The 24,336-nt window shown below is 32.6% G+C and carries 18 protein-coding genes; 12 read left to right on the top strand and 6 right to left on the bottom strand.

Annotation, left to right across the window (positions count from 1 at the left end):
- Positions 1-47: 47 nt before the first annotated feature.
- Positions 48-509, bottom strand: a complete 462-nt coding sequence (locus HH304_RS07550; protein WP_169679769.1) for a hypothetical protein — start codon at positions 507-509, stop codon at positions 48-50.
- A 24-nt stretch (positions 510-533) separates the two neighbouring features.
- Complete coding sequence (locus HH304_RS07545) at positions 534-1,583, bottom strand: hypothetical protein (protein ID WP_169679767.1); 1,050 nt, start codon at positions 1,581-1,583, stop codon at positions 534-536.
- A gap of 265 nt (positions 1,584-1,848) precedes the next feature.
- Here HH304_RS07545 and HH304_RS07540 point away from each other — a divergent pair, with 265 nt between their 5' ends.
- The 3 genes from HH304_RS07540 (at position 1,849) to HH304_RS07530 (ending at position 4,564) form a co-directional block, all read left to right on the top strand.
- On the top strand, positions 1,849-3,285 hold the full coding sequence (locus tag HH304_RS07540) for a pyridoxal phosphate-dependent decarboxylase family protein (protein ID WP_169679765.1): 1,437 nt from the start codon (positions 1,849-1,851) through the stop codon (positions 3,283-3,285).
- Between the two features lie 62 nt (positions 3,286-3,347).
- On the top strand, positions 3,348-4,103 hold the full coding sequence (locus HH304_RS07535; RefSeq protein WP_169679763.1) for an NYN domain-containing protein: 756 nt from the start codon (positions 3,348-3,350) through the stop codon (positions 4,101-4,103).
- Positions 4,104-4,150: 47 nt separating this feature from the next.
- A complete protein-coding gene (locus HH304_RS07530) occupies positions 4,151-4,564 on the top strand; it encodes an META domain-containing protein (RefSeq protein WP_169679761.1) in 414 nt (137 codons plus the stop codon).
- Positions 4,565-4,567: 3 nt separating this feature from the next.
- Here the strand turns inward: HH304_RS07530 and HH304_RS07525 are convergent, their stop codons facing one another.
- Positions 4,568-5,746, bottom strand: coding sequence for a GAF domain-containing protein (locus HH304_RS07525; protein WP_169679760.1), 1,179 nt, complete (start codon positions 5,744-5,746; stop codon positions 4,568-4,570).
- Positions 5,747-6,282: 536 nt separating this feature from the next.
- On the opposite strand from HH304_RS07525, the gene HH304_RS07520 reads away from it, so the two are divergent.
- Positions 6,283-7,752 carry a GAF domain-containing protein gene (locus HH304_RS07520; RefSeq protein WP_169679758.1) on the top strand — a complete coding sequence of 490 codons (1,470 nt, stop codon included), beginning with the start codon at positions 6,283-6,285 and terminating at the stop codon, positions 7,750-7,752.
- Between the two features lie 48 nt (positions 7,753-7,800).
- On the opposite strand, the gene HH304_RS07515 is transcribed toward HH304_RS07520, so the two are convergent.
- The gene (locus HH304_RS07515; RefSeq protein WP_169679756.1) at positions 7,801-10,986 is read right to left on the bottom strand and encodes a TonB-dependent receptor; all 3,186 of its coding nucleotides are present in this window, start codon (positions 10,984-10,986) and stop codon (positions 7,801-7,803) included.
- A 550-nt stretch (positions 10,987-11,536) separates the two neighbouring features.
- Here HH304_RS07515 and HH304_RS07510 point away from each other — a divergent pair.
- Together HH304_RS07510 and HH304_RS07505 are read left to right on the top strand one after the other, a co-directional pair.
- The gene (locus tag HH304_RS07510; protein ID WP_169679754.1) at positions 11,537-13,921 is read left to right on the top strand and encodes a TonB-dependent receptor; all 2,385 of its coding nucleotides are present in this window, start codon (positions 11,537-11,539) and stop codon (positions 13,919-13,921) included.
- A gap of 170 nt (positions 13,922-14,091) precedes the next feature.
- Complete coding sequence (locus tag HH304_RS07505) at positions 14,092-15,330, top strand: OprO/OprP family phosphate-selective porin (RefSeq protein ID WP_169679752.1); 1,239 nt, start codon at positions 14,092-14,094, stop codon at positions 15,328-15,330.
- A 34-nt stretch (positions 15,331-15,364) separates the two neighbouring features.
- Here the strand turns inward: HH304_RS07505 and HH304_RS07500 are convergent, their stop codons facing one another.
- Complete coding sequence (locus HH304_RS07500) at positions 15,365-16,936, bottom strand: GAF domain-containing protein (RefSeq protein WP_169679749.1); 1,572 nt, start codon at positions 16,934-16,936, stop codon at positions 15,365-15,367.
- Between the two features lie 104 nt (positions 16,937-17,040).
- Between HH304_RS07500 and HH304_RS07495 the strand changes: the two genes are divergently transcribed.
- The 5 genes from HH304_RS07495 (at position 17,041) to HH304_RS07475 (ending at position 22,153) form a co-directional block, all read left to right on the top strand.
- Positions 17,041-17,973, top strand: a complete 933-nt coding sequence (locus tag HH304_RS07495; RefSeq protein WP_169679746.1) for a DUF4421 family protein — start codon at positions 17,041-17,043, stop codon at positions 17,971-17,973.
- A gap of 76 nt (positions 17,974-18,049) precedes the next feature.
- Positions 18,050-18,640 carry a porin family protein gene (locus HH304_RS07490; RefSeq protein WP_169679742.1) on the top strand — a complete coding sequence of 197 codons (591 nt, stop codon included), beginning with the start codon at positions 18,050-18,052 and terminating at the stop codon, positions 18,638-18,640.
- Between the two features lie 52 nt (positions 18,641-18,692).
- Entirely contained in the window at positions 18,693-20,873 is a 2,181-nt protein-coding gene (locus HH304_RS07485; RefSeq protein ID WP_169679739.1) for a hypothetical protein, read from the top strand.
- Between the two features lie 38 nt (positions 20,874-20,911).
- Positions 20,912-21,553: a DUF4136 domain-containing protein gene (locus tag HH304_RS07480; RefSeq protein ID WP_169679736.1), complete on the top strand. Its 642-nt coding sequence runs from the start codon at positions 20,912-20,914 to the stop codon at positions 21,551-21,553.
- Positions 21,554-21,556: 3 nt separating this feature from the next.
- Positions 21,557-22,153 carry an outer membrane beta-barrel protein gene (locus tag HH304_RS07475; RefSeq protein ID WP_169679734.1) on the top strand — a complete coding sequence of 199 codons (597 nt, stop codon included), beginning with the start codon at positions 21,557-21,559 and terminating at the stop codon, positions 22,151-22,153.
- A 15-nt stretch (positions 22,154-22,168) separates the two neighbouring features.
- Here the strand turns inward: HH304_RS07475 and HH304_RS07470 are convergent, their stop codons facing one another.
- Complete coding sequence (locus HH304_RS07470) at positions 22,169-23,398, bottom strand: Pycsar system effector family protein (protein WP_169679731.1); 1,230 nt, start codon at positions 23,396-23,398, stop codon at positions 22,169-22,171.
- Positions 23,399-23,440: 42 nt separating this feature from the next.
- Here HH304_RS07470 and HH304_RS07465 point away from each other — a divergent pair, with 42 nt between their 5' ends.
- Positions 23,441-24,271: an SdiA-regulated domain-containing protein gene (locus tag HH304_RS07465; protein WP_169679728.1), complete on the top strand. Its 831-nt coding sequence runs from the start codon at positions 23,441-23,443 to the stop codon at positions 24,269-24,271.
- The last annotated feature ends 65 nt before the right edge of the window (positions 24,272-24,336 follow it).

Below are 24,336 nucleotides of genomic sequence, written 5' to 3'. Positions count from 1 at the left end.
AAAAGGGCTTCATTAATGAAGCCCTTTATATATTATTTATTACTATATTAGTTTATGATAGTATAAGTAGAGCCAGATTTTTGAATTTTAATCAACTCATGAACATTTATATTATCATTAGCTAAAAAATATCCATTATATGTAAACTCTCTTTGGCTATCATTTAAACCATATACTCGGATAGTATAATCTACTCGTGTATTTCCAGAGTAATTCTTTACAAATACATTATATGTATTATCAGAAATTACATCGTCTAAAATGATTTCCTCAAAATAAAACACCTCTGTTGAAGCAAAATCTGAATTTTCATAATTAACTGATCTTCCAATAAATAAATCCAAGTCAGCATCTTTGATGGGGTTATCAGAATTCGTTTCCCAATCAAGTTCAACTACTACACCTTCATTATCTGTTATCACACTTGGTTCTTCAACATCAGCACCAGAACAAGAAATAATAGAAATAAATAAGGAAGCCAGTAATAAAAAATTAAAAATCTTATTCATAATCAAAAAATATTGTATGCTTAATTATTGAACTTCTATATTGTTTGCAGTTATTCTCTTTTTAATATCATCAAGCTTGGTTTGAGCATAGCCAGTCCAACCATCTTTTTTAAATTCTTCATCAGCTTTGGTAATGATTTCCTGAGCTTTGTTAAAATCACCCATCAAAGTATAAAGATTTACAAGGTTGTTTGCGATAGCTCCAGCAACTTTTGAATTGATTCTTACTTTTCTATCTTCTAAATCAGCTTCATTAAGAGCTTTAACCCAAATATCTACTGCTTTTGTCATCGTTGAACGGGCTGCGTCAGAAGGTAGAGGTTGATCTGCTTGCATCATTTCCAATCCTTCTTTAGCAATAGCAAATGCTTCATCAAGATCAGAATAGTCGTGCTTTTTAAATTTCTTTACAGTAAAGAACATTTCTGAATCCTTAATCTGCTTATATCCAAATCTGTTATCAAGTAAATTAGCAAGACTTGATGCATTTTTGTTTAAAAGTTCTTTTCTTAGGTTAGCCTGGATTGTCTTATAATTTTCATTCCACCACTTGTATAAATCACTCTTATTTTCATACTCCTTAGATGTAAAAGTTTGCATTAACTGAGAGTTGTTAATAAACCCTTTAGAATCAGCCTCATATGACCCTGGTAATGTTAGTTCGTAGTATAAAGGATACTTATAATCAAATGTTAATGAGTGATACTTAACTTTAACAGTAGCATCACCTCTTTTTACAGATTTTTCAGTTTCAATATATCTTACCTCACTTTTATAGTAAGTCTCAAGTCTTGCCATAATTGTTAAACAATCATCACCTGAAGGACCTCTTTCTAATCCATCAATTTTAATTGAATTCATCAATAAATTCTCAACCTCGGTTTTACTATCTGCCATATAGATATAGCCTAGGTCAAGTTTTGGATTATAATACTTTACATTCTCTGGAAGAGGTGTGAGTGGTAATCTTAGCCTTGAAAATGATACATTGTTTCTATCTAAATTCTGTGCTGAGATACTGAACACTGAACAAATTAGAATCAGGTTTGCAAAAAATAATTTTAAATTTTTCATTGAAAGAATAAGTAATAGTTAAAAAAATAAATTTTCGGCAAAGAAAAGGTTTTAAAAGGTTAAGATCAATAGATGAATAAATATTCTCGGTACAATACAATTTTAATATGACTAATCTCAGTTATCATCAGATAAAAAATGCCACTAAGTAATTATATTATAGCGATTGAAATAAACAGTTTATATAAAAAATTAATATTTAAACGAGGATATTCTTTTCATTAATTAGCTTTAAACATTCATATTTTGAAAATCTTTTTAACTCATGAACAACAATACTCCCCTAAGAATTGAGCCCAAAGAAATGCGCCGCCTCGCGGACATTGTAATTGCTGAAATTATTGATCACCAGGTGAATCAAAAGTATAAGCCTCTAAGTAAACCTAGCAATAAGCTTGAAGAGGTGTTACAGGTAAACCCATTTAAAGAAGAAGGTAAATCATTTGAAGGGTTATTGAATTTAATTACCAGAGAAATTTATAAAGAAACATCATTACCTTCCAATCCAAGGTTTTTAGGTTACATTCCTGGTCCTTCGAATTTCATAAGTAATCTTGCAGATCTGATTATTTCAGGTTTTAATTCGTTTTCCGGAAGTCAGCTAGTTGGAAAAGGTCCTGCAAAAGTGGAAAGGCAAACTATCAATTGGCTTTTAAAATCAATGGGATTACCAGAAACTGGCGGAGGATTATTTTTAAGTGGTGGAAGTATGGCTAATATGTCAGCTTTAGAAACAGCCAGAAGAAATTTTCATTCTGAAGATTGGCGAAATTTTAAAATTTATGGAGCCTCACAAACACATGCTTCAGTAAAGAAAGGACTTAGAGTTTTAGGCTTTGAGGCTGACCAATATGTCCCTATTGATCACAATGAAGAATTCTCAATTGATCTTAACAAGCTAAAAATAGCGATTGAAAAAGATAAGGAAAAAGGATACATCCCATTTGTTATTGTAGGAAATGCCGGAACAACAAATACAGGAGCTATAGATGATATTCAAAGTCTTAGAGAAATTGCTGATAGCCATAAAATGTGGTTACATATTGATGGTGCTTATGGAGCTGCAAGTGTATTGACAGAAGAAGGAAAGAAGCTTTTAAAAGGAGTTGAAACCGTTGATTCGATTACACTTGACCCTCATAAATGGTGGTTCCAACCATATGAAGCAGGATGTTTATTAGTTAAAAATAAAGAACATTTGTTAAATGCATTTCATATTGAAGCTGAATATCTTAAAGAAACATATGATGATGCCGAACAATTAAACTATTATAATCAGGGAATTCAATTAACTCGAAATTTCAAGGCGCTGAAACTATGGCTTTCATTACAGTTTTTCGGCGTTGCTGAATTTAGAAGGGCTATTCAATTAGGAATGGACTTAGCTAAAAGAATTGAAGAAAATCTGATGAATCAGGGTGATTGGACAATTGTTACACCGGCCAGACTTGCAATAATTAATTTTCGTCCAAAACTATCAAATAGCTCTGAACAAGAAGAAGACCAGTTAACAAGAGCTATGATTGGTCGTTTTTTAGAAGATGGAAAATATATAATCACATCTACCGAACTGCTAAATAGACCAGTAGTAAGATTGTGTATTATCAATCCTGAATTAACCCGAAAAGAAATAGACCAATTATCATTATATATATATAATGTTCGTGAAGATTTAATGAAGTCAATGGGACTAAATAAATAAATCAAAAAGAGTTGACTAAAATAATAGTCAACTCTTTTTGTATATTGTAAAAAATGTAATTTATGAATGATAATAAAGAACTGAGACTTGCAGTATTGATCGATGCTGATAATATCCCTTATAAAAATGTTAAAGAAATGATGGAAGAAATTGCCAAATTTGGTATTCCATCAACTAAAAGGATTTATGGAGATTGGACAAAGCCTACTGTCTCAGGTTGGAAAAATATATTATTAGAAAACGCAATAACCCCAATCCAACAATACTCATATACTCAGGGTAAAAATGCTACTGATTCTGCAATGATTATTGATGCTATGGATATTCTCTACAGTGGCAAGGTTGACGGATTTTGTATTGTATCTAGTGATAGTGATTTTACCAGACTAGCAACTAGATTAAGAGAGTCAGGTATGAAAGTTATTGGCATTGGAGAAAAGAAAACACCTGATCCATTTATAGTTTCTTGTGATAAATTTATCTACATCGAAATATTAAGTAAAGATGAAGATGATAAATCTACGGAGAATAAAAAAACAGCCACAAAATCAAAAACAAAGAATAGGACCAAGCTCGATAAAAAAGTTCTGAGAGTTATAAAGTCTTCAATAAATGATATAGCTGATGATGATGGGTGGGCTTTTCTTGGTGATGTAGGTAACCTTGTAATTAAAAAGCGACCAGAATTTGACGCCAGAAATTATGGCTACCCAAAATTAACTCCGCTTCTTAAGGATCTTAATTCAGAATTTGAAATTGACGAAAGAAAGACTGAGAAATCTAATATTAAACATGTGTTTGTAAGAAATAAAAAATAGAAATATGAGTATATTTTATTATATTAAATAAAGATAATTTATTTGATATGAAACATTTGCTCTACTTTCTATTATGCATTATTCTCTTTTCTGGGTGTAAATCCTCTCAATTAGGATCAGAATCTGAAACTTTAATGAAGTATACCTGGCGTTTAAATAAAATTCATATGTCAGAAGTTAATGATGCAAGTTCTTTTGAAAGAATTCCCAATATATCATTTGAAAAAGACGGCTGGTTTCATGGTAATACCGGCTGTAATATTTTTAAAGGGAAATATAAATCTGAAGGTAATAATCTAGTTTTCGAACTATTGCCAATCACTAAAAAGGAATGTCCAGGTAGAGGTGAGAATGATTTAATTCTTTCATTAGGAAAAACAACTAATTATCGAATCGAAAATGATTTGCTGATATTAAGTAATAAGGAAGGTGACCTTCTTACTTACACTACTGGAAAATGATATTCATTTTAAAATCGAAAATCTCAGTTCAATTCCATTTGGTATAGTGATAACATCAACAGATGGATCATCATGGACTAACAGATTTAACGTTTTAGCAAGATCTTTTGAATTAACCATTTCAAATTCATTTGCTTGTATCGAAACGCAGGCTTCATGTTCTAAATCTGATAAGTTCATTCTTATGCCTCCGGAATATTCATTTTTGGTTAATAAAACACCTGCCATATGTATTAGAGAATTACTTATTAGTGCAATACCCGTCTGTTTATTTACTGACAACCGTAAGTTTTCTTCTATATCCGGTAAATAAACTCCTCCAATATCTCTAGTCAAATGTCTTGATAACTCTCTGCCAGATTCAGCTATATCCATCAAATAAGTTTCATTACTCTGAATGTAAAGGTTTTCCATAGCCTTTATTGAATCTATAGTATCACCGTAGGCAGCATCCATATTATATAGGTCATTCTCAAGGGTATATAAAGACTTTTTTGCAGCTTCCAATAGACTTAATAATGAAGAGGTAGGAACCGAATTACCATTTAATTTATGTTCAGATAATCTTAAAAATGATTTCACTCCCTCAACAAAATTGAATCCATTATTTATCCCTATTTCAATTGGACTAATTGAGGTTTTTATTTCTTCCAGTGCGTAGCATATATTCTTTTCAAGTAAATTGGGTCTTTCCTTCTCTTTCTTTGTAATTATCTTTTCAAATTTCTTATTTACAATGGTTGAAAGTTCAGATAAAACTTCTTGTTCCTGCATTGTAAATTTTCGTGGAACAGTATCGATAACACATAACGAACCAACAATTTCATTTCTAGCTGTTATGGGTATTCCAAGATATGACCTTATTCCATATTCTTTTACCAAATGCTGTGGAATCCGTTTATCATTTTCAGCATCATTGACTTCAAAAACACTTCCCTTATTAACTACAAACTGACAAAATGAAACATCTCTATTGGTACCTCTTGCAATTTCTAAATCTTTCGGTAATCCATAATGAGCACGAAAATATTGGATATGGTCAAGCAATAAATTAACCATAGCAATAGGAGCACCTAATTTGAATGCAGCTTTCTTAACTAATGCCTTAAGTTCCTTGTCTTCAGCTTCAGCAAGCAAAATAGGTGAAATCCCTTTTCCTTTTCTTAAGTCACTGATTTTCATCTAATAAACAAATAAAAATTAATAAGTATACTTAATATAGTTAAAATAGTAATTCAATATGAAGTTAGTAACAGAAAATTTACAGTAATTATTTATTTGACTAATAAATCAAAATTATACAATGCTAGATTCATCCAAAAGCAGGATTTTACTCCCAATTTTATGATTAATCTTCAGGTTTGAAGTTCAAACAAATTGAAAAATTAGAGTGTTGGATAAATCCTTAAGCATTGGTGTTTTTTTTAATTATATAATTTAACTATTTCGAAAAATTAAGTGTAGAACAGGGAAGGACCATTTATTTCATTCTAGCATTTCAACTAAATTCATCCTTAAAAAATTCATGATATGTAACATTGTTAAGATCACTATTGAATTTGCTTTACCTTCATTTTATAGCCATTCATCGAAAAAAATAAGTCTTTTAACGTGCCATTGAATCTTTAAATTCTTATATTGGTTTATAGAGTTTATGTTAATACAAATAAAAGTTTTATCACTTTTTTTTAGCGCTCACATTAAATATTTTTTAGCGCATGGATAAGTACCCAATCTTACTAAGTATATATAGAATTACAATTGGAGTGTTAGTGTTATTAACAGTTTCGCACTATTACTTCAATACGATTGAACGAACATTAGTTTTCTCTGTTTCTACAGTTATCTTATTGACTTTATATTTTCTTTTACACAAGTTTCGATATATAAAATTATTTAGCTGGCTGATCTGTATCTCGTTATATGTAGGGATAACAATTTACTCCTTACAAAGATCTGGTATTGTTGCACCAGGTACACACTGGTATATTATTGTTGTATTACTCGCTTCTTTTTTACTTGACAAGAAGGCAATAGTCTTTTGGTCTACATTGATATTTATGTCATTATTAGTCATGTACTTCTATGAAGATCAAGTAGTAATAAATCAAATAGGGGATACTAAATGGTGGTATATTGTTTCTGTAACCGGTTTATTAACTATTTGTTTGTTTGTAGTTGGAGTTTATCAAAATGAAGTTTTAAGAATCAATAAAAAGTTAAATGATTTAAATAAGGATCTTGAATTTCAAAGAAAACTTCTCTCAGATCAGGCTACCACAATTACCGAACAATTTGAAGAAATAAGAGCAAGTCATGATCAATTAGAAACTGCCAATTTGATCCTTAATCGCAAAAAAGAAAAAATTGGTGAGGTTTTAAAAGCAATGTATCAAATCACCAATAGAGGAGAGGTCTATGAAGGAGATCTGACCAAAGTAAAGGAGTTAATCATTCAATATATTAAAGATTATTTGATTGTTGACAGAGTTACTTTTTGGGAATATGATAAACTCGAAGAAACTTTGTTTTTAACTGAAGATACAAATTATAATTCCTATAAGAATATTCTTACAAAAGTTAAAAAGGCAGAAAATCGAGATTACTTTGATTTTCTTAGAGGCAATGAGGTTTTGAATGCTCAAGACATCCGGAAAAATCAGATTCTGTTAAATGTCAAGAAAAAAAGCCTTTCAAATTATCCATATTCAGCTTTGCTTGATTGTCCGATATTAGGAGATAAAGGTGAGATAAAAGGAGTTATTTGTTGTGAGTCTGTGGAAAAAAGGGAATGGCTGGATGAAGAGATTTTATTACTTAAAGCATTTGCAGACACATATTTAATTGCATTAAAAGCTGCTCAAAGAAAAGAGGCAAACCAACAGTTAATAAACAAACAATTAGAGATAGCTGAATTAAATTCTAATCTTGAAACTCTTGTATATGAAAGGACGGAAAGAATTAGGGAAATGAATAAAAAGTTAACTAAGTATGCCTTTATTAATGCCCACAAAATAAGAGGTCCATTGTGTAGGTTATTGGGATTGCAAATTCTTCTACAAATGGATTCAGATTTAAAACCAGAGCAAATTAAGAATCATATGGTTGCCAGTCTAAAAGAGCTTGATGAAGTAACCAAAATGGCATCAAAGATTTTAGAAGATGATGAATTAGTAATAAGCAAATAAAAAAGGCTGTCTATCGACAGCCTTTTTTACTATTATATAATTTATATCTTAATTGAAGATATATCTAACACCAATTTGCATCTGCCACTTAGAAACTAATGACACATTATCAGTATAGCTATCTTTCAAATCAGTATTGAAGTTAAAATAAGGAACGTTATTGTTATCAGTTCCAGTGTATGTAATTGGTGAGTTCGTAGAAAGAATTTGTCTAACACCCCAATCACTATTTAACAGGTTTCCAAAATTCAGAATATCAACAGACAACTGAATAGTGTTTGTCTTTCCTGCTGCAATGAAATTAAAGTCTTGCAAGAATTTGATATCCATTTGTGCAAACCAAGGAAGCTGTCCACCATTTCTTTCAAAATACTTACCTCTTCTGCTATCAAGATAATCATTGCTACTAATGAATGCATCTAAAGCGGCCCATTGCTGTGCAGCATCAGCAGCTTCAACACCAGCACCATTAACATCAACAGTACCAAAATTGATATCACTTGAATTAGCAGGAATATAAATAAGATCGTTAAAGGCAATATTATCACCATTTATACTTGCAGCTGCATCAGGAGCAGTAGCATATACCATATTATATCTTCCTCCAGATCCAATTTCATAAAACATACCAATAGATGTTCTGAATTTGTCTTTAGAATATGACTTGGCATAATTAAATGACGCAATTAACCTATGCTCCATACCATATCTTGACCAGCTATAATCCGGGTTGTTAGGGTTACCAGCAACAACATTTCTCTGGAAAGCATCTGCTGCAATTTCCGCCGGAATAGAAGTTAAATCCTTTGAATCAAGGTATGTATAAGCAGCCATAAAATTCAGACCATTCTCAAATGACTTTGAAACTTGTCCAGTAACATTAAACTGATATCCTTTTGACGTATTATCAAGTAAAATTGCACCAGCATCAAGGAATGTTTCAGAATCAGGATCTGTGCTGTAAATATTCACATCACTAAAATCAGTAAATATTAACCTGTCATCTCCGGTTCCTGAAAGTCTCTCAGTAGGTACGTTCATGTTGTAATTTCTGTGTACTACAGCATTTACATCCTTACCGTAAAGTAACTCACCAGTAAATGTCCAGTTGTTATCTGTAGAATAGTCTATGGCTAAGTTAGTTTTCCATACCTGAGGGAATTTAAAGTCATCCGCAGTTGAATTAACCTGGAATGTGTAGCCCGGAGTGAAACGAGCATTACCAGCTTGGTTTCCTAACCATACAAATGGAATACGTCCGGTAAATATTCCTGTTCCTCCTCTTACTGTTAATTTATTCGTTTCAAGAGGTTTATAGTTGAATCCAACTCTAGGAGACCATAGAACTTTTGAGTCCGGCCATTCAGAGGCTTTAAATTCAGCTGGATTACCATTTTCATCAACCCAACCATCATATCCATCAACTCTAGGATCACCATTAATATCAGAGAAATACAATGGGATATCAATTCTCAACCCGGCAGTTAACTTAAACTTACTATTAACTGTAAATTCATCCTGCCCATAGATTGCCCATTGTGCAACTTCAACATTAGTTATATTCAAGGGTTTTTGATTCGCATCATCAATGATAGGAGTAAAGTCATCGATAACTCCAGCGTCAACATAAGTATTGTTTAAAAAGTCATCAACTGAAGCAGCAAAATACTGAGGATAATAAAACAGGTTAAAACTGTTTTCAAATGAAAAGTACTCAAAGTTAGTACCCACTGTGAACATGTGCTTATCCTTTACAATGGTAAGGTTGTCATTGATCTGAAATACATCCTGATTAAGCACGTTTTCTGTTGAAAATAACTCAGAACCAGCAAATATCGCGATCTGACCATTCTCATCAAGAATATTAATTGTTGGGAAATTCTTTGTCTTCGGATCTCTAAAATCCCTGAATGCTGAATATCCAACTACTAATTTATTGAACAGATTATTGCTAAGTTGAGAATTTAGCTCACCAATAATACTGTTTATATTGTTATTGATTCTGTATGATGCATTTTCAAATGCAAGTCTAAATGGTTCAGGAGCTCTTCCTCCAAGCGCTTCAGGATGTGGTAGGATATCCTTCCAGCTTTTCAGATAATTATATCTAATAGAGAAATTATTTTTATCATTTATACTCCAATCTAGCTTAATAAGAATTTTATCATTGTAAGTTTCATGAAAATATCCTTGATAAGCACCTGGATCATAATTATACTGATTTCTAAAATGATTCTGAACCGCAATAATGTCTGATTCTGAAACTGTTGTTGCATTTGGATCTCCCTGATTCTCAGAATTGCTGGCTACATATCCAGTAGCTAATTCATTTCTTCTTTCAAGTTCACCATTCACGAAAAAGAACAACTTGTTTTTAATGATTGGTCCTCCAACCCTGAATCCTGATGTATTTGTGCTAAAATCAAGATTTGGAACTTTTACATCAGAAACTTTTTCACCTACGAAATTCTCATTTCTAAAGAAATGATATACCGAAGCAGAAATTTCATTAGTACCAGAACGTGTCACAGCATTAATACCAGCTCCTGTAAAACCACCTTGTCTAACATCAAATGGAGCCATAGAAACCTGTATCTGATCAATTGCATCAAGAGAGACAGGCTGTGCACCCGTTTGACCACCTGGAGTAGGTACGTCAAGACCATATGAGTTGTTAAATACTGATCCATCTAATGAAAAGTTATTGTAAAGGCTATTTCTACCTCCAAAACTAAATCCATCAGACTGTGGCGTTAATCTTGTAAAGTCCTGCTGGCTTCTTGCAATTGAAGGAAGCTCTCTAAGTTGCTCTCCTTTTACATATGTGGCAGCTCCTGTTTTTTCTGCATCATCGCTTTTTGAAGCAACAACCTCTACTTCACCAAGGCTTGTTGACTCCTCCATCAAGGCAATTGTGAATGAAAAATTCTCCCCTAATTGAAGTTTTTCAACATACAATTGTTCTTGAATGAACCCAACGAAAGTAACCGTGATTCGGTATGGACCACCAATTTTCATGTTTGGGATCTTAAATGATCCATCTGGTAAAGTTGCTACTCCATATTGAGTGCCGGTAGGTTCATGAATAGCAATAACAGTAGCCCCAGGTAATGGTTCTGCCGTCATATCATAAACTTCTCCACTCATGCTCGATGTTGTCAAACCCTGCGCAAATGCAGAACCTGAAATAAACACAAACAAGAGTAACGTCAGTAATTTGTAAAACTGATTCATCTTAAAAGTTTAATTATAGGTTTAATTAGAAAATTCGATCTGAAAATTAGGGGGTAGGCTTCCTGCTCTATTTTAAGAAAAATACAGTCGGAATTTTTGCTATATTTAAGAGTAGCGCCCATTTGGCTTGCAAAGGTAAAACTTTAAATACAATAACAAAATCAAAGTTTCTTTGTCAAAACTCGCCTCAGCTAATTAATAAGTAATGAACAAATAGAAAATTTAATATTATTTAACAATTACTTAATTCTATATAAGAAAAATATTTGATTGCTAAAATCAAAATCCTGAAAACATTATTATTTTAATAATCTGGGATCTATAAAAATAATCCAACTATTTCGTAAATTCTTATGTATTCGAGTGTCAACCAAATCTTGTAAAACCAAACTTGCTTATGGATTTAACATGTAAGAATTTTAGTTAAACTCATCATTCTTAATTTATTTCCACATTTTTTTTGTTTAAAGGTAAACTAATATTGTTTAAACAAATTAGATTTACACCCAGTTACTAAAGACATAAAAATCTCTTTAAACATATAATGAGGATGAAGTCAGAAACCATAAAATCACTTATCATTTTTTTACTCGGAGTATTTTTAAATTACTCTCATATATATTCACAAGGAAATGCATCAATTGGAGGAACTGTAACTGATTCAAAATCAGGCGAACCTTTAATAGGTGTTTCAGTAGTTCTTGACGGGACAACCAAAGGGGCGGTTACTGACATTAATGGTTACTATCTAATTAAAAATATTGAGCCAAAAACCTACAATATTAAAGCCTCATTTGTTGGGTTTCAGGAGAACATTCAGTATAATGTTATAATTAGAAGTGCTGGTAATCCAGACTTGAATTTTCAAATGCAAGAAAATGTTTCTGAACTTTCAGAAGTTGTGGTAAAAGCAAACCCTTTTGTGAAATTAGAATCAACTCCACTTTCAATTCAAAGACTTTCAAGAGAAGAGATAGCGGCCTATCCAGGTGGGAATAATGATATAGCAAAGGTAGTACAATCATTACCAGGTGTTTCAGGCAGTATTGCGGGCTTCAGAAATGATGTGATAATTAGGGGAGGGGCTCCTAATGAAAATGTATATTATCTGGATGGTATAGAAATACCAAATATTAATCATTTTGCCACTCAGGGAAGTGCAGGTGGACCTGTGGGGTTATTAAATGTTTCTTTTTTTGAAGGAGTAACATTAACAACTAGTGCATTTGCATCTCAATATGACAATGTCCTTTCTGGTGTATTACAATTCGATCAAAGGGATGGAAATATGAGAGAGTTTAATGGTAATCTTAGAATAAGTGCTTCTGAAGCTGCATTAACTGTTGAAGGTCCTCTTGGAAAGAAAAATGAGTCAGGTCTTTCAAATACCTCTTATCTTGTTTCAGTAAGAAGATCATACTTACAGTTTTTATTCAAACTTCTTGATTTGACAATATTACCTGATTATTGGGATTATCAATATAAAATCACACATAAAATAGATGATTATAATGAATTGATTTTCACAGGGATAGGTTCTGTAGATGATTTTAAAGTAAATGAACCATCAGATGCAGATCCGGAACAAATTGCATCACTAGAGCAAGTGCCTGTTATCAAACAATGGACAACCACATCAGGATTAAGCTGGAAAAGAAGGTTTAAAGATGTTGATGGATTTATGAGAACAACTTTGAGTACCAATATTCTTAATAATGAATTCACCAGGTATCAAGATAACATTAATGAAACCGGTGTAATCTTTAATAATAACTCTAGAGAATGGGAAACTAAGTTAAGGTATGAAGCAACAAGATTTATTGACAATTGGACATTTAGTACAGGAGCTACCATTCAGAATGCTAACTATACGAATAATACTTCTGATCAGGTATATAATGTCGATTATAATACAGACCTGAACTTTATTAAGTATGGTTTCTTTGGTCAGGCAAGTGTAAACTTATTACAAGATAGACTAGGAATTAGCGGAGGATTTCGATTTGATGGGAATTCTTTCACCGACAATGGAAATAAAATTTATAAGACCTTTAGCCCTAGATTATCAGCGACTTATAAGCTTGATGAAGCTCAAAAATGGTCTATAAATGCTTCAGTTGGTCGTTATTATAAATTACCTCCGTATACTGTTCTTGGTTATACAAATAATCTTAACGAAAAAGAAAATCAATCTGTTGATTATATTCAAAGTGATCATTTTGTAGCAGGTATTGAATATTTGTTAAATGACGCAACAAAAATTAGCATTGAAGGATTCTATAAAAAATATGATAATTACCCGGTATCAGTAAGAGATAGTGTTTCATTAGCCAATTTGGGAGGTGGCTTTGAAGTATTGGGTAATGAGCCAGTCAAATCAGTAGGACTTGGAAGAACTTATGGAATGGAATTTCTATACAATCAAAAGTTCAAAAATAACTTTTATGCAATATTTGCATATACACTTTTCTGGAGTGAGTTTTCTGGATTTGATACTGATGATTATCTTCCAAGTTCCTGGGATAGCAGACATTTATTGTCTTTAACCGGAGGTTATAAGTTTAATAATAACTGGGAAATAGGTATACGTGCCAGATATGTAGGGGAATCACCTTATCCAATTGCAGATTTAGATGCATCAGTCGATACTTACCCTGTCATTATTTATGACTATTCAACACTAAGCTCAAATAGACTATCATCATACAGCCAAATTGATTTAAGGGTTGACAAAAAATGGAATTTCAAAAAGACATCATTAAATGTATTCTTAGAAATACAAAATATACTTGGAAGCAGATCTCCATCTCCAGCAACAATTGGATATGACAGAGACTCTGAAGGTAATATTATTGAACCAAGAAAACTGATCGAAATCGAATCATTGAACGATGGCTCTGTACTTCCATCTATAGGTGTTGTGTTAGATTTTTGACATCAATGTTAACTTAATGTTAACAGAAGCAGGTTAATACATATTCCAATGTTAAGGTTATGTTAGATTGTTAACATAGGCTCAATAATAATTGCGATATTTTGGAATTAGGAGCTTACTTTGCGACCGATTTTTAAACATTAAATTAACATTTAATTAATCTGACTGTTATGTCAAAGAAATTAGCTTGGTTGGCTGCCTTTTTTATTAGCCTTGTTTCAATTACTGCTCAGGAGCAGGATACTACAATTACAATTGTTAAAGATTCTGTAGTTGTTATTGAGAAAAAGAGTGATGTTAAACCCTTGTCTTATGGGAAAAATGGGTTTGAAATGAGATCTCAGGATAACAAATTCTCAATGAATATCAGAGCAAGGTTGCAATTCAGGTTTGCAACACCCGAAGATCAGGACCCTCTTACTTTTAATGATCTTTCCGGAGAACTAAAGCCTGTATTTAAGATTAACCGTGCCAGATTAAAAGTTGGTGGACATGGTTATAAGCCATGGTTGAAGTATTACTTTGAGTATGAATTAGCTACTTCTAGACTTCTTGATTTCAGAATTATGATTGAGAAGTATCCTTGGTTGAAATTTAAGTTTGGTCAATGGAAAGTAGAGTTTACAAGAGAGCGATTTATTTCTTCAGGTGCTCAAACAATGGTTGATCGTTCAATCATTAACAGGCCTTTCACAGCTGATAGACAGCAAGGTGCGCAAGTATATGGAAATACTAACCATAAAGGTGCGTTGAATTTTGATTATTGGTTTGGGATGTTTGCCGGTACTGGTCGTGGTGCAAGAGAAAATGATGATAACAATTTAATGTATTTTGGAAGACTACAGTGGAATCCATTCGGTGAAGCTGTTGACTTTAAAGGGAGTGATCTAAAAAATGTAACTAAACCACAGGCATCACTTGCAGTTGCACTATTAAACAATACATCTCCTTATACCAGGTTTTCAACAGGTGGTGGCGGATCCCTTTTAGGATTTGAAGATGGTGAGCCTGGGCAATACAAAACGGATCAGATTAATTATGAAACTGCATTTAAGTACAAAGGCTTTGCTTGGCAATCTGAATATCATAGAAAAAGAATTACTGATAGATTAAATAATGATGCGGAATCATTCATGGAAGGATATTATTTACAAGCCAGCTACTTCCTTCACAATGCTATTAGTTGGTTCCCTGAGCCACTTGAAATAGCAACCAGATATGCGAAATTTGACCCTTATGAGAACCTTCCAGGTGAATCAATGGAAGAATACGGACTTGCTCTTAATTGGTTCTTTAGTGGACACAATAATAAGTTAAGTGCTGAAATAACTGATTTTTCATATAAAAATGAATTTGAAGAAAGAAAAGATCAATTAAGGTTCAGAATCCAGTGGGATATTTCATTTTAAATAATCTGTACTCAACATATTTTAAGCCACGGTATTAATACTGTGGCTTTCTTTTTTGATCCAGAAATTCTGAAACTGAGCCATTTGATAAAATAGTTGATGCCTGGTGAGTAACGTCATCAATTTCTTTAACCGTATCAATAATTTGAGCAATTAAAAACCTCTTTTCAGTATCATCCTCACTTAAACTCAAAATATTGTTTAAACCTACAACCCGGCAAACAGGGCCTCTGATTACATGAGAATTAAGAAAAGCGTAATCCATCAGTTGTTCATTAAGTTCTTCTAATTCAATAGTTCTTTGTCTGACTTTTTCTTCAAGCTGACTATTTAATTTCTCAATTTCAGACTGCTTTTTCAGAAGTTCCTTTTGATATTCATTTCTTTGTTTTGCTTTGTAGGCTACGCTCATCAGATCAGATACGGCATTTATAAAAAACTGCTCTTCAGGTTCCCAAATATGATGTGATTTATGTTCACAGCAAATAACTCCACCTAAATTATCATTTACAATAAATGGGGCATCAAGCATTGATTTTACGCCATTTACCATCATATATGGTTCAACCATTGAAATAGTTATTTCATCATTCATCACATCATCAACAGTAATTATCTCCTTTTCCTTTAAGGCATTAAAATATTCGGGAAAGTCCTTTTCATAAATCTCAACTTGTTCAAAGCTCTCTGTATCATCACCTTCATAGAGATAAAGTGATGTTAATTTCTTCTCTGATATAGAATATATCCAAAAACTAACTCTGTCAACATTTAAATTTCTTCGAATTGTCTTGGCAATTATGGACCAAAGTTTTTGAACATTGCCATTATGTACGGCTTCATTTTTTGAGATGTTAAGTAAAGTTCGAGTATATCGTTCAACTCGGGCTTTTGTTTCACTCATTTTTTTGATTTGAAAATTTAACATCTCTTTTGCCGCCTCGAGATCAATATGTTTATCGTGTAGGTTTACATTTTGAATATTGATTTTATTTAATTGCTCATCGATAACCAGGTTCTGGAATTCTATCTGTTTTGATTTCTCCTGAAGCAGGGTGTATTGGGAGAATATAGTATCCTTTTGGTTAACCAGTTTACTAAAAAACCAATACATTGGTAAAATAGTAGTTATTAAAAGAGCAAATACACTGACAATGTGCCATTCAGTCATAACTACTGAGTAATTACCTTGTATTATTTCATTTCTGGAATAAATCATTAACACAAGAATAAACCCAATTGTTAAAACCAGAAATGTGACAGATATTTTTCTTCCTCCTAATAAAAAAGATAAAAATGCAGGAACAATTATCCAGGGTAGATAAGGAGAAAACGCTTTTCCATTAATAAGGATCATGCCAATGACAACAAAAAACAACAGTCCTAAATATCCTCCAACATATTTATTTTTAATTTCAACTAAATCGCCTTTTTTCAAAAACACCAAACCCGCAATGTTTAAAACAAATATTGGTAAGACAAGTAATACATTATGATCGTGAATATTGAGTATCCCAAATGAGATGAAAGTTCCCAATACTACGATGGTAAGTATCATTAACTTATTTAAGAATCCATATTCAATATATGTGATTTCACTTTTCATCAAATAACTATATATGAATATTCAATATAATTATTATAATTTATATATGGTTTTATGAATCGATGAAAATCAAACTCAAAATATCGGTATTACTATCTTTTTTCATGTTCAATTTATTGAGCGTGTCATCAATTGCTCAGGAAAAAGATTCGCTAAAACAATTGAGTCATGAAAAAAGACTTATTGGAAGATTTTATTTTTCAAAGAAGTATACTACCCTACAATTTAAATCCGATGATCATCAAACATTCAAATACAGACCAAGTACAACGCTTAATATGGGGGTGGGAGCAACTTATAAATGGGCTACCCTGAACCTTGCATATGGGTTTGATTTTCTAAATCCTAATAGAAAAACAAAAGGAAATACTCAATATCTTGATTTACAATTTCATACTACTTTCTCCAATAAATTTATTATTGATGGATTTGGGGAGTTTTACAGAGGGTTTGCAACAAAACTTGAGAAAAACGAACCTTATTATCTGAGGCCTGACATTAGAGTTAATGTGGTAGGAGCTGAGATCATGAAAGTAATGAATAACAATCATTTTGACATTCGACCTCCTACAATGAGTCACTACATAAATCAATACAGCGGATATTCCATTTTATTAGGTTCAGAAATTATTGTTGGATCAATCATGGGAGACTCTTCATTAGTTCCTGTTAGATTAGGTACTGACCCTTCTTTTTCATATGACAAAGTGTTTTTCACCAAAATAGCACCTTCTATTGGCGTTGGATTTAAATTGGTAATTCTCAAACATTTTATTCTAGATGGTGGTGTTTCTACAGCGCTTGCATTAGGCTATACTAAAACTGATTTTACAAATGGAAATACTTTTACAGAGTTTTATTTCAAACCTGATTTTAATATAAGACTTTTTGCAGGTATAATGTTGGGCAATTGGAATATTGGATGTTCACTTTTCAATCAACGAACAAGGTTTCTTTCCAATAACAAGAATAGTTCTATTAATATGGATATAGGAAATATGAGGTTTGTTATTTCGTACAGAATAAATCACAATTAATGCATTTGAATAACTATAATTAAAATTTTTAATTAAATTATTATAACTATTTGATGCCACTTAAAAATTACTTTTCATGAGCAGACTTATCTTTTTAATAGTTATATGTCTTATTGTTTTTAATGTAAAAGCTCAGGAATGGGAAATCGGCCCTGAAATACTGATGAGCTCAACCTTTATATCCACTGATTTAGAGTATGATGAACAAACTTCCGGTAGTGGAATTAATGCCGGAATTTTTGGGAGATATTTATTCAATGAGGCATGGTATTTGCAATTAGAAGCATTATATGGCGCGAAGTCAACCTCAGTATCAAGTAATATCAATAACCAACTTAATGACTATAAATTAGGACTTAAGTCCATTGATTTTAATCTCCTGGCAGGGTATAATATTACAAAATTCGATCTGGGAAGATTCCATATTTTCGCTGGTCCGGGGTATTCTAAGTTTATTGATAGCTCGATTTATGTAAACGGAGATAGTTATGAAAAGGGAAAGATAAAATCTAATAGCTGGAATATACATGCCGGAGCAGGATTAGATATATCAATTTTAAGCATAATGCTAAGATATCAGCATACTTTAACAGACCTGACTGAGCAAGATAATAATTCGCTTAAACTTAACTCAGCACTATTTGGTTTGGGTATAAAACTACTTTAGCATACTCATAACCGTAAGCAGAAAAGACACCATAATTAAACACATAACCAAAATGAAATCCTTATTAACAATATTGTTATTGTTTATTTATATAAGCCATAATGCTCAAAACAATTGGCCTCAAACAATAAAAACTAAATCTGGAATGGTTACGGTATATCAACCTCATCCGGAGGAATTGAATGGTAACAAATTAAAAACCAGAGCGGCAGTAAGCATCAAAAAAAATGAAAATGACGAACCCATTTTCGGAGCAGTATGGTCTACCTCAACAATGTCAATAGACAGGGATTCAAGAATTGCAACATTAGAAAGTGTGGAAATAACAGACATCCGTTTCCCAGATAAATTAAGCGATGATAATTCAGCAAAACTAAAATCATTAATTGAAGAAAGCGCACCATCATGGGGACTTGAGATCTATATTGATGAAATTATAGCAACTATTGATAAAGACAAGGAAAATATTAAGCCTGATTATAACAATTCACCTCCTGAAATAATTTACGTGGATTATGAAGCTATTTTAGTTACAATAGACGGAGATCCTATTTATCGAGAAGAAAAGGATGCAAAAGTAGACGTCATTGTAAATACTCCATTCCTAATCTTTAAAGATAAAGAAGATGGTAAATTTTATCTCTATGGTGAAAAATACTGGTTTACTTCAAATGATCTGATGTCAGGTTGGAAAGAGATTCCTAAGTTATCAGGAAAACTTGCTCAGATTGATAAAGAAATTAAGAGTCAGGAAAACGCTGGTGAACAAAACGAAAGTGAAAAGGTATTTAATTCAACTCCGGAAATTATAGTTAAAACAAAACCTGCTGAACTAATAAGTTCTGACGGACCTGCATCTTTTTCATCCATACAAGGAACAAATCTACTTTACATGGACAATTCTAATGAAGATGTCTTTATGAATATTAAAGACCAAAAGTACTATGTTGTACTTTCAGGTAGATGGTACAGGGCAGATCAAATAACTGGTCAGTGGAAGTTTGTAGATAGTGAATCTTTACCTGAAGATTTTAAAGCAATACCTGAAGGTTCTGATAAAGATAATGTACTGGCAAATGTGGCAGGTACAGTTGCTGCTGAAGAAGCTCTTCTGGATGCTCAAATTCCACAAACTGCAAAAGTAAATAGAAAAGAAGCCACTTGTACCGTAGAATATGACGGCAAACCTAAATTCGAACAAATTAAAGGAACTAGTTTAAGTCTGGCTGTTAATACCTCTGCCACTGTAATTAGGGATAATAAAGGATATTATGCCGTAGAAAATGGTGTGTGGTTTTTTAGTAATGATCCGGAAGGTCCATGGGCAGTAGCTACAGACAGACCTGAGGATGTCAAAAATATTCCTCCAGATAACCCTGCATACAATGTAAAATATGTTCATGTGTATGATGTTACCCCTTCATATGTTTATATGGGATATACACCAGGTTATCTTGGGTGCTACCGTTATGGCCCCACAATTGTTTATGGTACAGGGTATCATTATCGTCCATGGTACGGTTCTGTTTATTACCCAAGACCTGTTACCTGGGGATTTGGCATGCATTATAATCCGTGGTCAGGATGGAATATGAGCTTTGGGTTTAGTGTAGGATGGTTTAGTTTTTCATGGGGAGGACATGGTTCTTATTATCATCATCACGGTGGTTGGTGGGGTCCTCCTGCTTATAGACCACATTATTGGCATAGGCCTCCGGGAGGAATATACGGCAATAATAACATTATTATAAACAATAATTTCTACGGAAACCATAATAACATTTATAATCAGCGACCGGGGATTTCTTCAAACAATCGCCCAAACAGACCTTACAGACCACCTTCCAGACCGGTTGCACCAAATAACAGACCTGATTATGATCGAAACCCCGATAGAGGAAATGTTACCAGGCCTTCTAACAACAGAGACCCAAATACTCGACCAACAACAAATGATAGAGTAGGGCAGAGACCTAGTACAAACACACGTCCTTCAACAAGGGAATCATCGAATAATGTGTATTCTGATCGAAATGGGAATGTTTATAGAAACACTAGAGAATCTGGCTGGCAGCAAAGATCTGATAACAGCTGGACAAGACCGTCGTCAAACACTAACAATTTAAATAAAATGCAATACCAACGTTCAAGGGGAAATACGAGGGTAAATAATGCCCAAAGAAATATGCCTCAGAGACAACCTGCCACAAGAAGTCGTGGTGGAAGGAGGTAACTAAAAATTAATCTATCAATCATAAAATAAATTAAGTAATGGTTAGAAATTTGATAAAACAATTTACGAGAGCAGCAGGCCTTTTTATGTTAATTGGCTTGATAAATAGCTGCCAACCAGGTGGTGCCGAATATGTGTCCGACCTTGATGTTGTGATTACCAATTTTGATGAAAATTTTAATTTTGATAATGTTTCTACCTACGCATTACCTGATGAAATTATTGAAATTGATGGTGAGTCAAATAATGGTAATACCCCTGAATTTCTTGATCCTGAGTTTGCAGAACCAATACTTGCTCAAATTGAGGAAAACTTTAGTAATTATGGATGGACAAGAGTAGATGAAGAAAATAACCCAGACGTAATAGTTCTTCCTTCATATACTACACTAACTACCCTTTATTATTATTATGACTGGGGCTATTGGTGCTGGTGGGATCCATGGTATTGTGGTGGCGGCGGATGGTGGTATCCATATCCTCCGATAACCACAGGATATACTACAGGAACTATCCTTATTCAAATGACTGAAAATAGTCAACAAGTTGCTGATTTGGTACCAGTGAGATGGAATCTGGTCGTAAATGGACTCTTGCAGGGAAGTAATTCTTCAGTTATTCAGAGAATTAATACATCTATTGATCAGGGTTTTGAACAATCACCATATTTAAACAAATAAGAGATGAAACATACCAAATTATATACATTGATTATCATATTTCTATTGACTTCCTCAATAGGATTTGCTCAATCTAAGTACTCTTCACTTAATTATTCTATGGGTTTACCTACTGGTGATCTGGCTGATTATATTGAAGATGCATCATTTAGAGGTCTTACATTCTCCTTTAGATCTGAAGTAAATGAAATGCTAATGTTAGGCGTAAAAGTTGGTTATAATGCCTTTTATGAGGATAGTGGATATAAAACCGCTACAGATGGAAATACCACCATTTCCGGGCGTCAATATAGATATGAGCATGTTGTCCCAATTTATTTTACCATAGGAAAGCAATTTCTTGAAGATGACTTCAGGCCATATATAAATTTGGGTATCGGTACATCTTATATAGATAGAGAAACCGATATTGGAGTATTTGCATTTAAGGATGATACATGGCAATTTTCATTAAACCCTGAGCTTGGATTTGTATACTGGGTTTACCCGGGTTTTGGCTTAAATTTTGGTGTTTCTTACTATGCGAATTTTAAGAATGACACCTTTGACGCACAAAATTATGTGGGAATACAAGCTGGTATTTCATTTTATTCAAGATAATAAATCGCTTTTGGCCTATTCACCATGAAATAACATGGCAACACCAAAAGCAATGGCAGAAAATATAAACCCAAACATAAATACAGTATATGCATACCTTAAAAGTTTATATTTTCTGCCTAATACTTTCCCTAAAAAGAAAATATCTCTAGTAAGACTACCATAAAGAAAGTCTCTATCTTTCATTAACTCATTAAGCCCCTTCTCATAATCTTCAAGGTTCATTTTATAGAAATTTCCAAAGAACAATAAATTTGATCTTTTCATACGGATATCTTCCTCTGTAAAAACACCTGAAGTTACATTTGGACGTGTAGCCAAAATGGCAAAAACCATAGTTACAAGACAGGTACTTAGTAACATAATTGATGGAATAACAAGTGATGGAAATTCCTCTAATTTTCTAAATAAAACTGTAACCAGAATTGAAACAATGATCGAGTTGACAGAAATCATAATGTTAGCCTTATTATCAGCTATAGCACTTAGCTCAATATGATTCCTGGCCGTGATTCTAAACATCGTTTCAATACCTTTTTCAGGCTTATTAGACTTCTTCTTTTTCTTAGGCTTTTCTATTGATTCCTCTTCTTTAGAAAAAGAGGATGATATATTATCAAATTTATCTTCAAGATCATTTTCTACAGTTCCGAATGTTTTCTGAAGCCGATCAAGATTCTCTCTCTTTAGAGGAGTTAAAAATTTCTTTCCATAATCTGTATGAAACTCATGAGATTTAAGAAAGGCTATTGTATTTCTATTCCAATCAACATCTGGTATATCCTTATCGCATATAACTTCAAACTCTTCTTTCAGACGGTTACTTTTTGAATAGAAGTCGTCAGTTCCTAAATGAAATAAATCTGCATCACAAAGGATTTCTTGTAATAGTCCTGTGGGAGATTGAGGCATTTTGGTTGCCATAATACAACCTTCCACTTTTTTAATAAAATCCTCATTAACACCTTCTTGCTCCAAGAATAATTTCGCTTCTTTAACACTATTTTCTTCGTGGGCTTCATGATTTCCCAAAAAATAGCCTACATCATGAAACCAGGCAGCACAGATAAGAATATTATAATCTGTAATATTTAATTTATAGAAATCAGCCAATTGTTCACACGCGTTAACAACACTAATAGTGTGATCAAGATTATGGTATATCAGGTTGTTATTCTGGTTAGCACTGATCAATTCTCGAACATGATCTTCTGCTCTGGATAGTATATCTACATTCACAGACATATATTATTAATTCTGTATATTTAATAGATCTTTCAATATATTATGAAATATAATCAAATTATTTTCATTTTAGGGGCAATCATGCTTTCTGTTACATGTTCTTTTCAGGAATATAAAGAATATTCTCTACCACAAGGATATTCTTATGAAAAGTCTAAAAAGTATTTCTTGCCTTCTGAACTCAACGAAGTATCTGGTATTTTATGGCTTAAACAACATGTTTTTATTTGCATTCAAGACGAAAAAGGAACTCTTTATAAAGTAGATATTAGTCAAAAAAAGATACTGGATAAATCTAAATTTGAGGGGAGTGCTGATATTGAGGCAGTTACACAATATAATGATACTTATTATTGCTTGAAAAGTGATGGTGATATTTATGTGATTCAAAATGCCTTTAAGGAAAATTCAAAATCAAAAAAGATAAACTTCCCCTTTAAAGGACAAAATGATTTTGAAACACTACTATTAACCGAGGATTCAGACAATCTATATATCATTTGTAAGAACTGTAAAGGAGACAAAAATTCAGAATCTTCATCTTTTTCATTTAACCTATTTACTCAAGAGATATCTAAAACTGATAAATGGTCTGTTAAACGTCCTGATTTTGTTTCTAGTAAGATAAGAATTAAACCTTCTGATGCAACTCAACACCCCATTACTAAAGATATTTATATAATTTCGCATAGTAGCAAGTGGATAATGGTTTATGATAAATCTGGAGAGTTTAAATCATTTCATAATCTTGACCCCAAAGTTTTTGCCCAGCCTGAAGGGATTGCATTCAACAATAAAGGAGATATGTTTATTTCAAATGAAGCAGCTGGAGGTAGTCCTGATATCATAGAATTCCCATTTAACCCTAAGTAAATATTTATCATAAATATTTATTCCATTAATAACAAATTATATTTTTATTCGTTAAATTATAAGTA

It is taken from the genome of Marinigracilibium pacificum (assembly GCF_012926615.1).
Lineage (GTDB): Bacteria > Bacteroidota > Bacteroidia > Cytophagales > Cyclobacteriaceae > Mangrovivirga > Mangrovivirga pacifica.
This window is presented reverse-complemented; position numbering and strand designations above follow the sequence as displayed.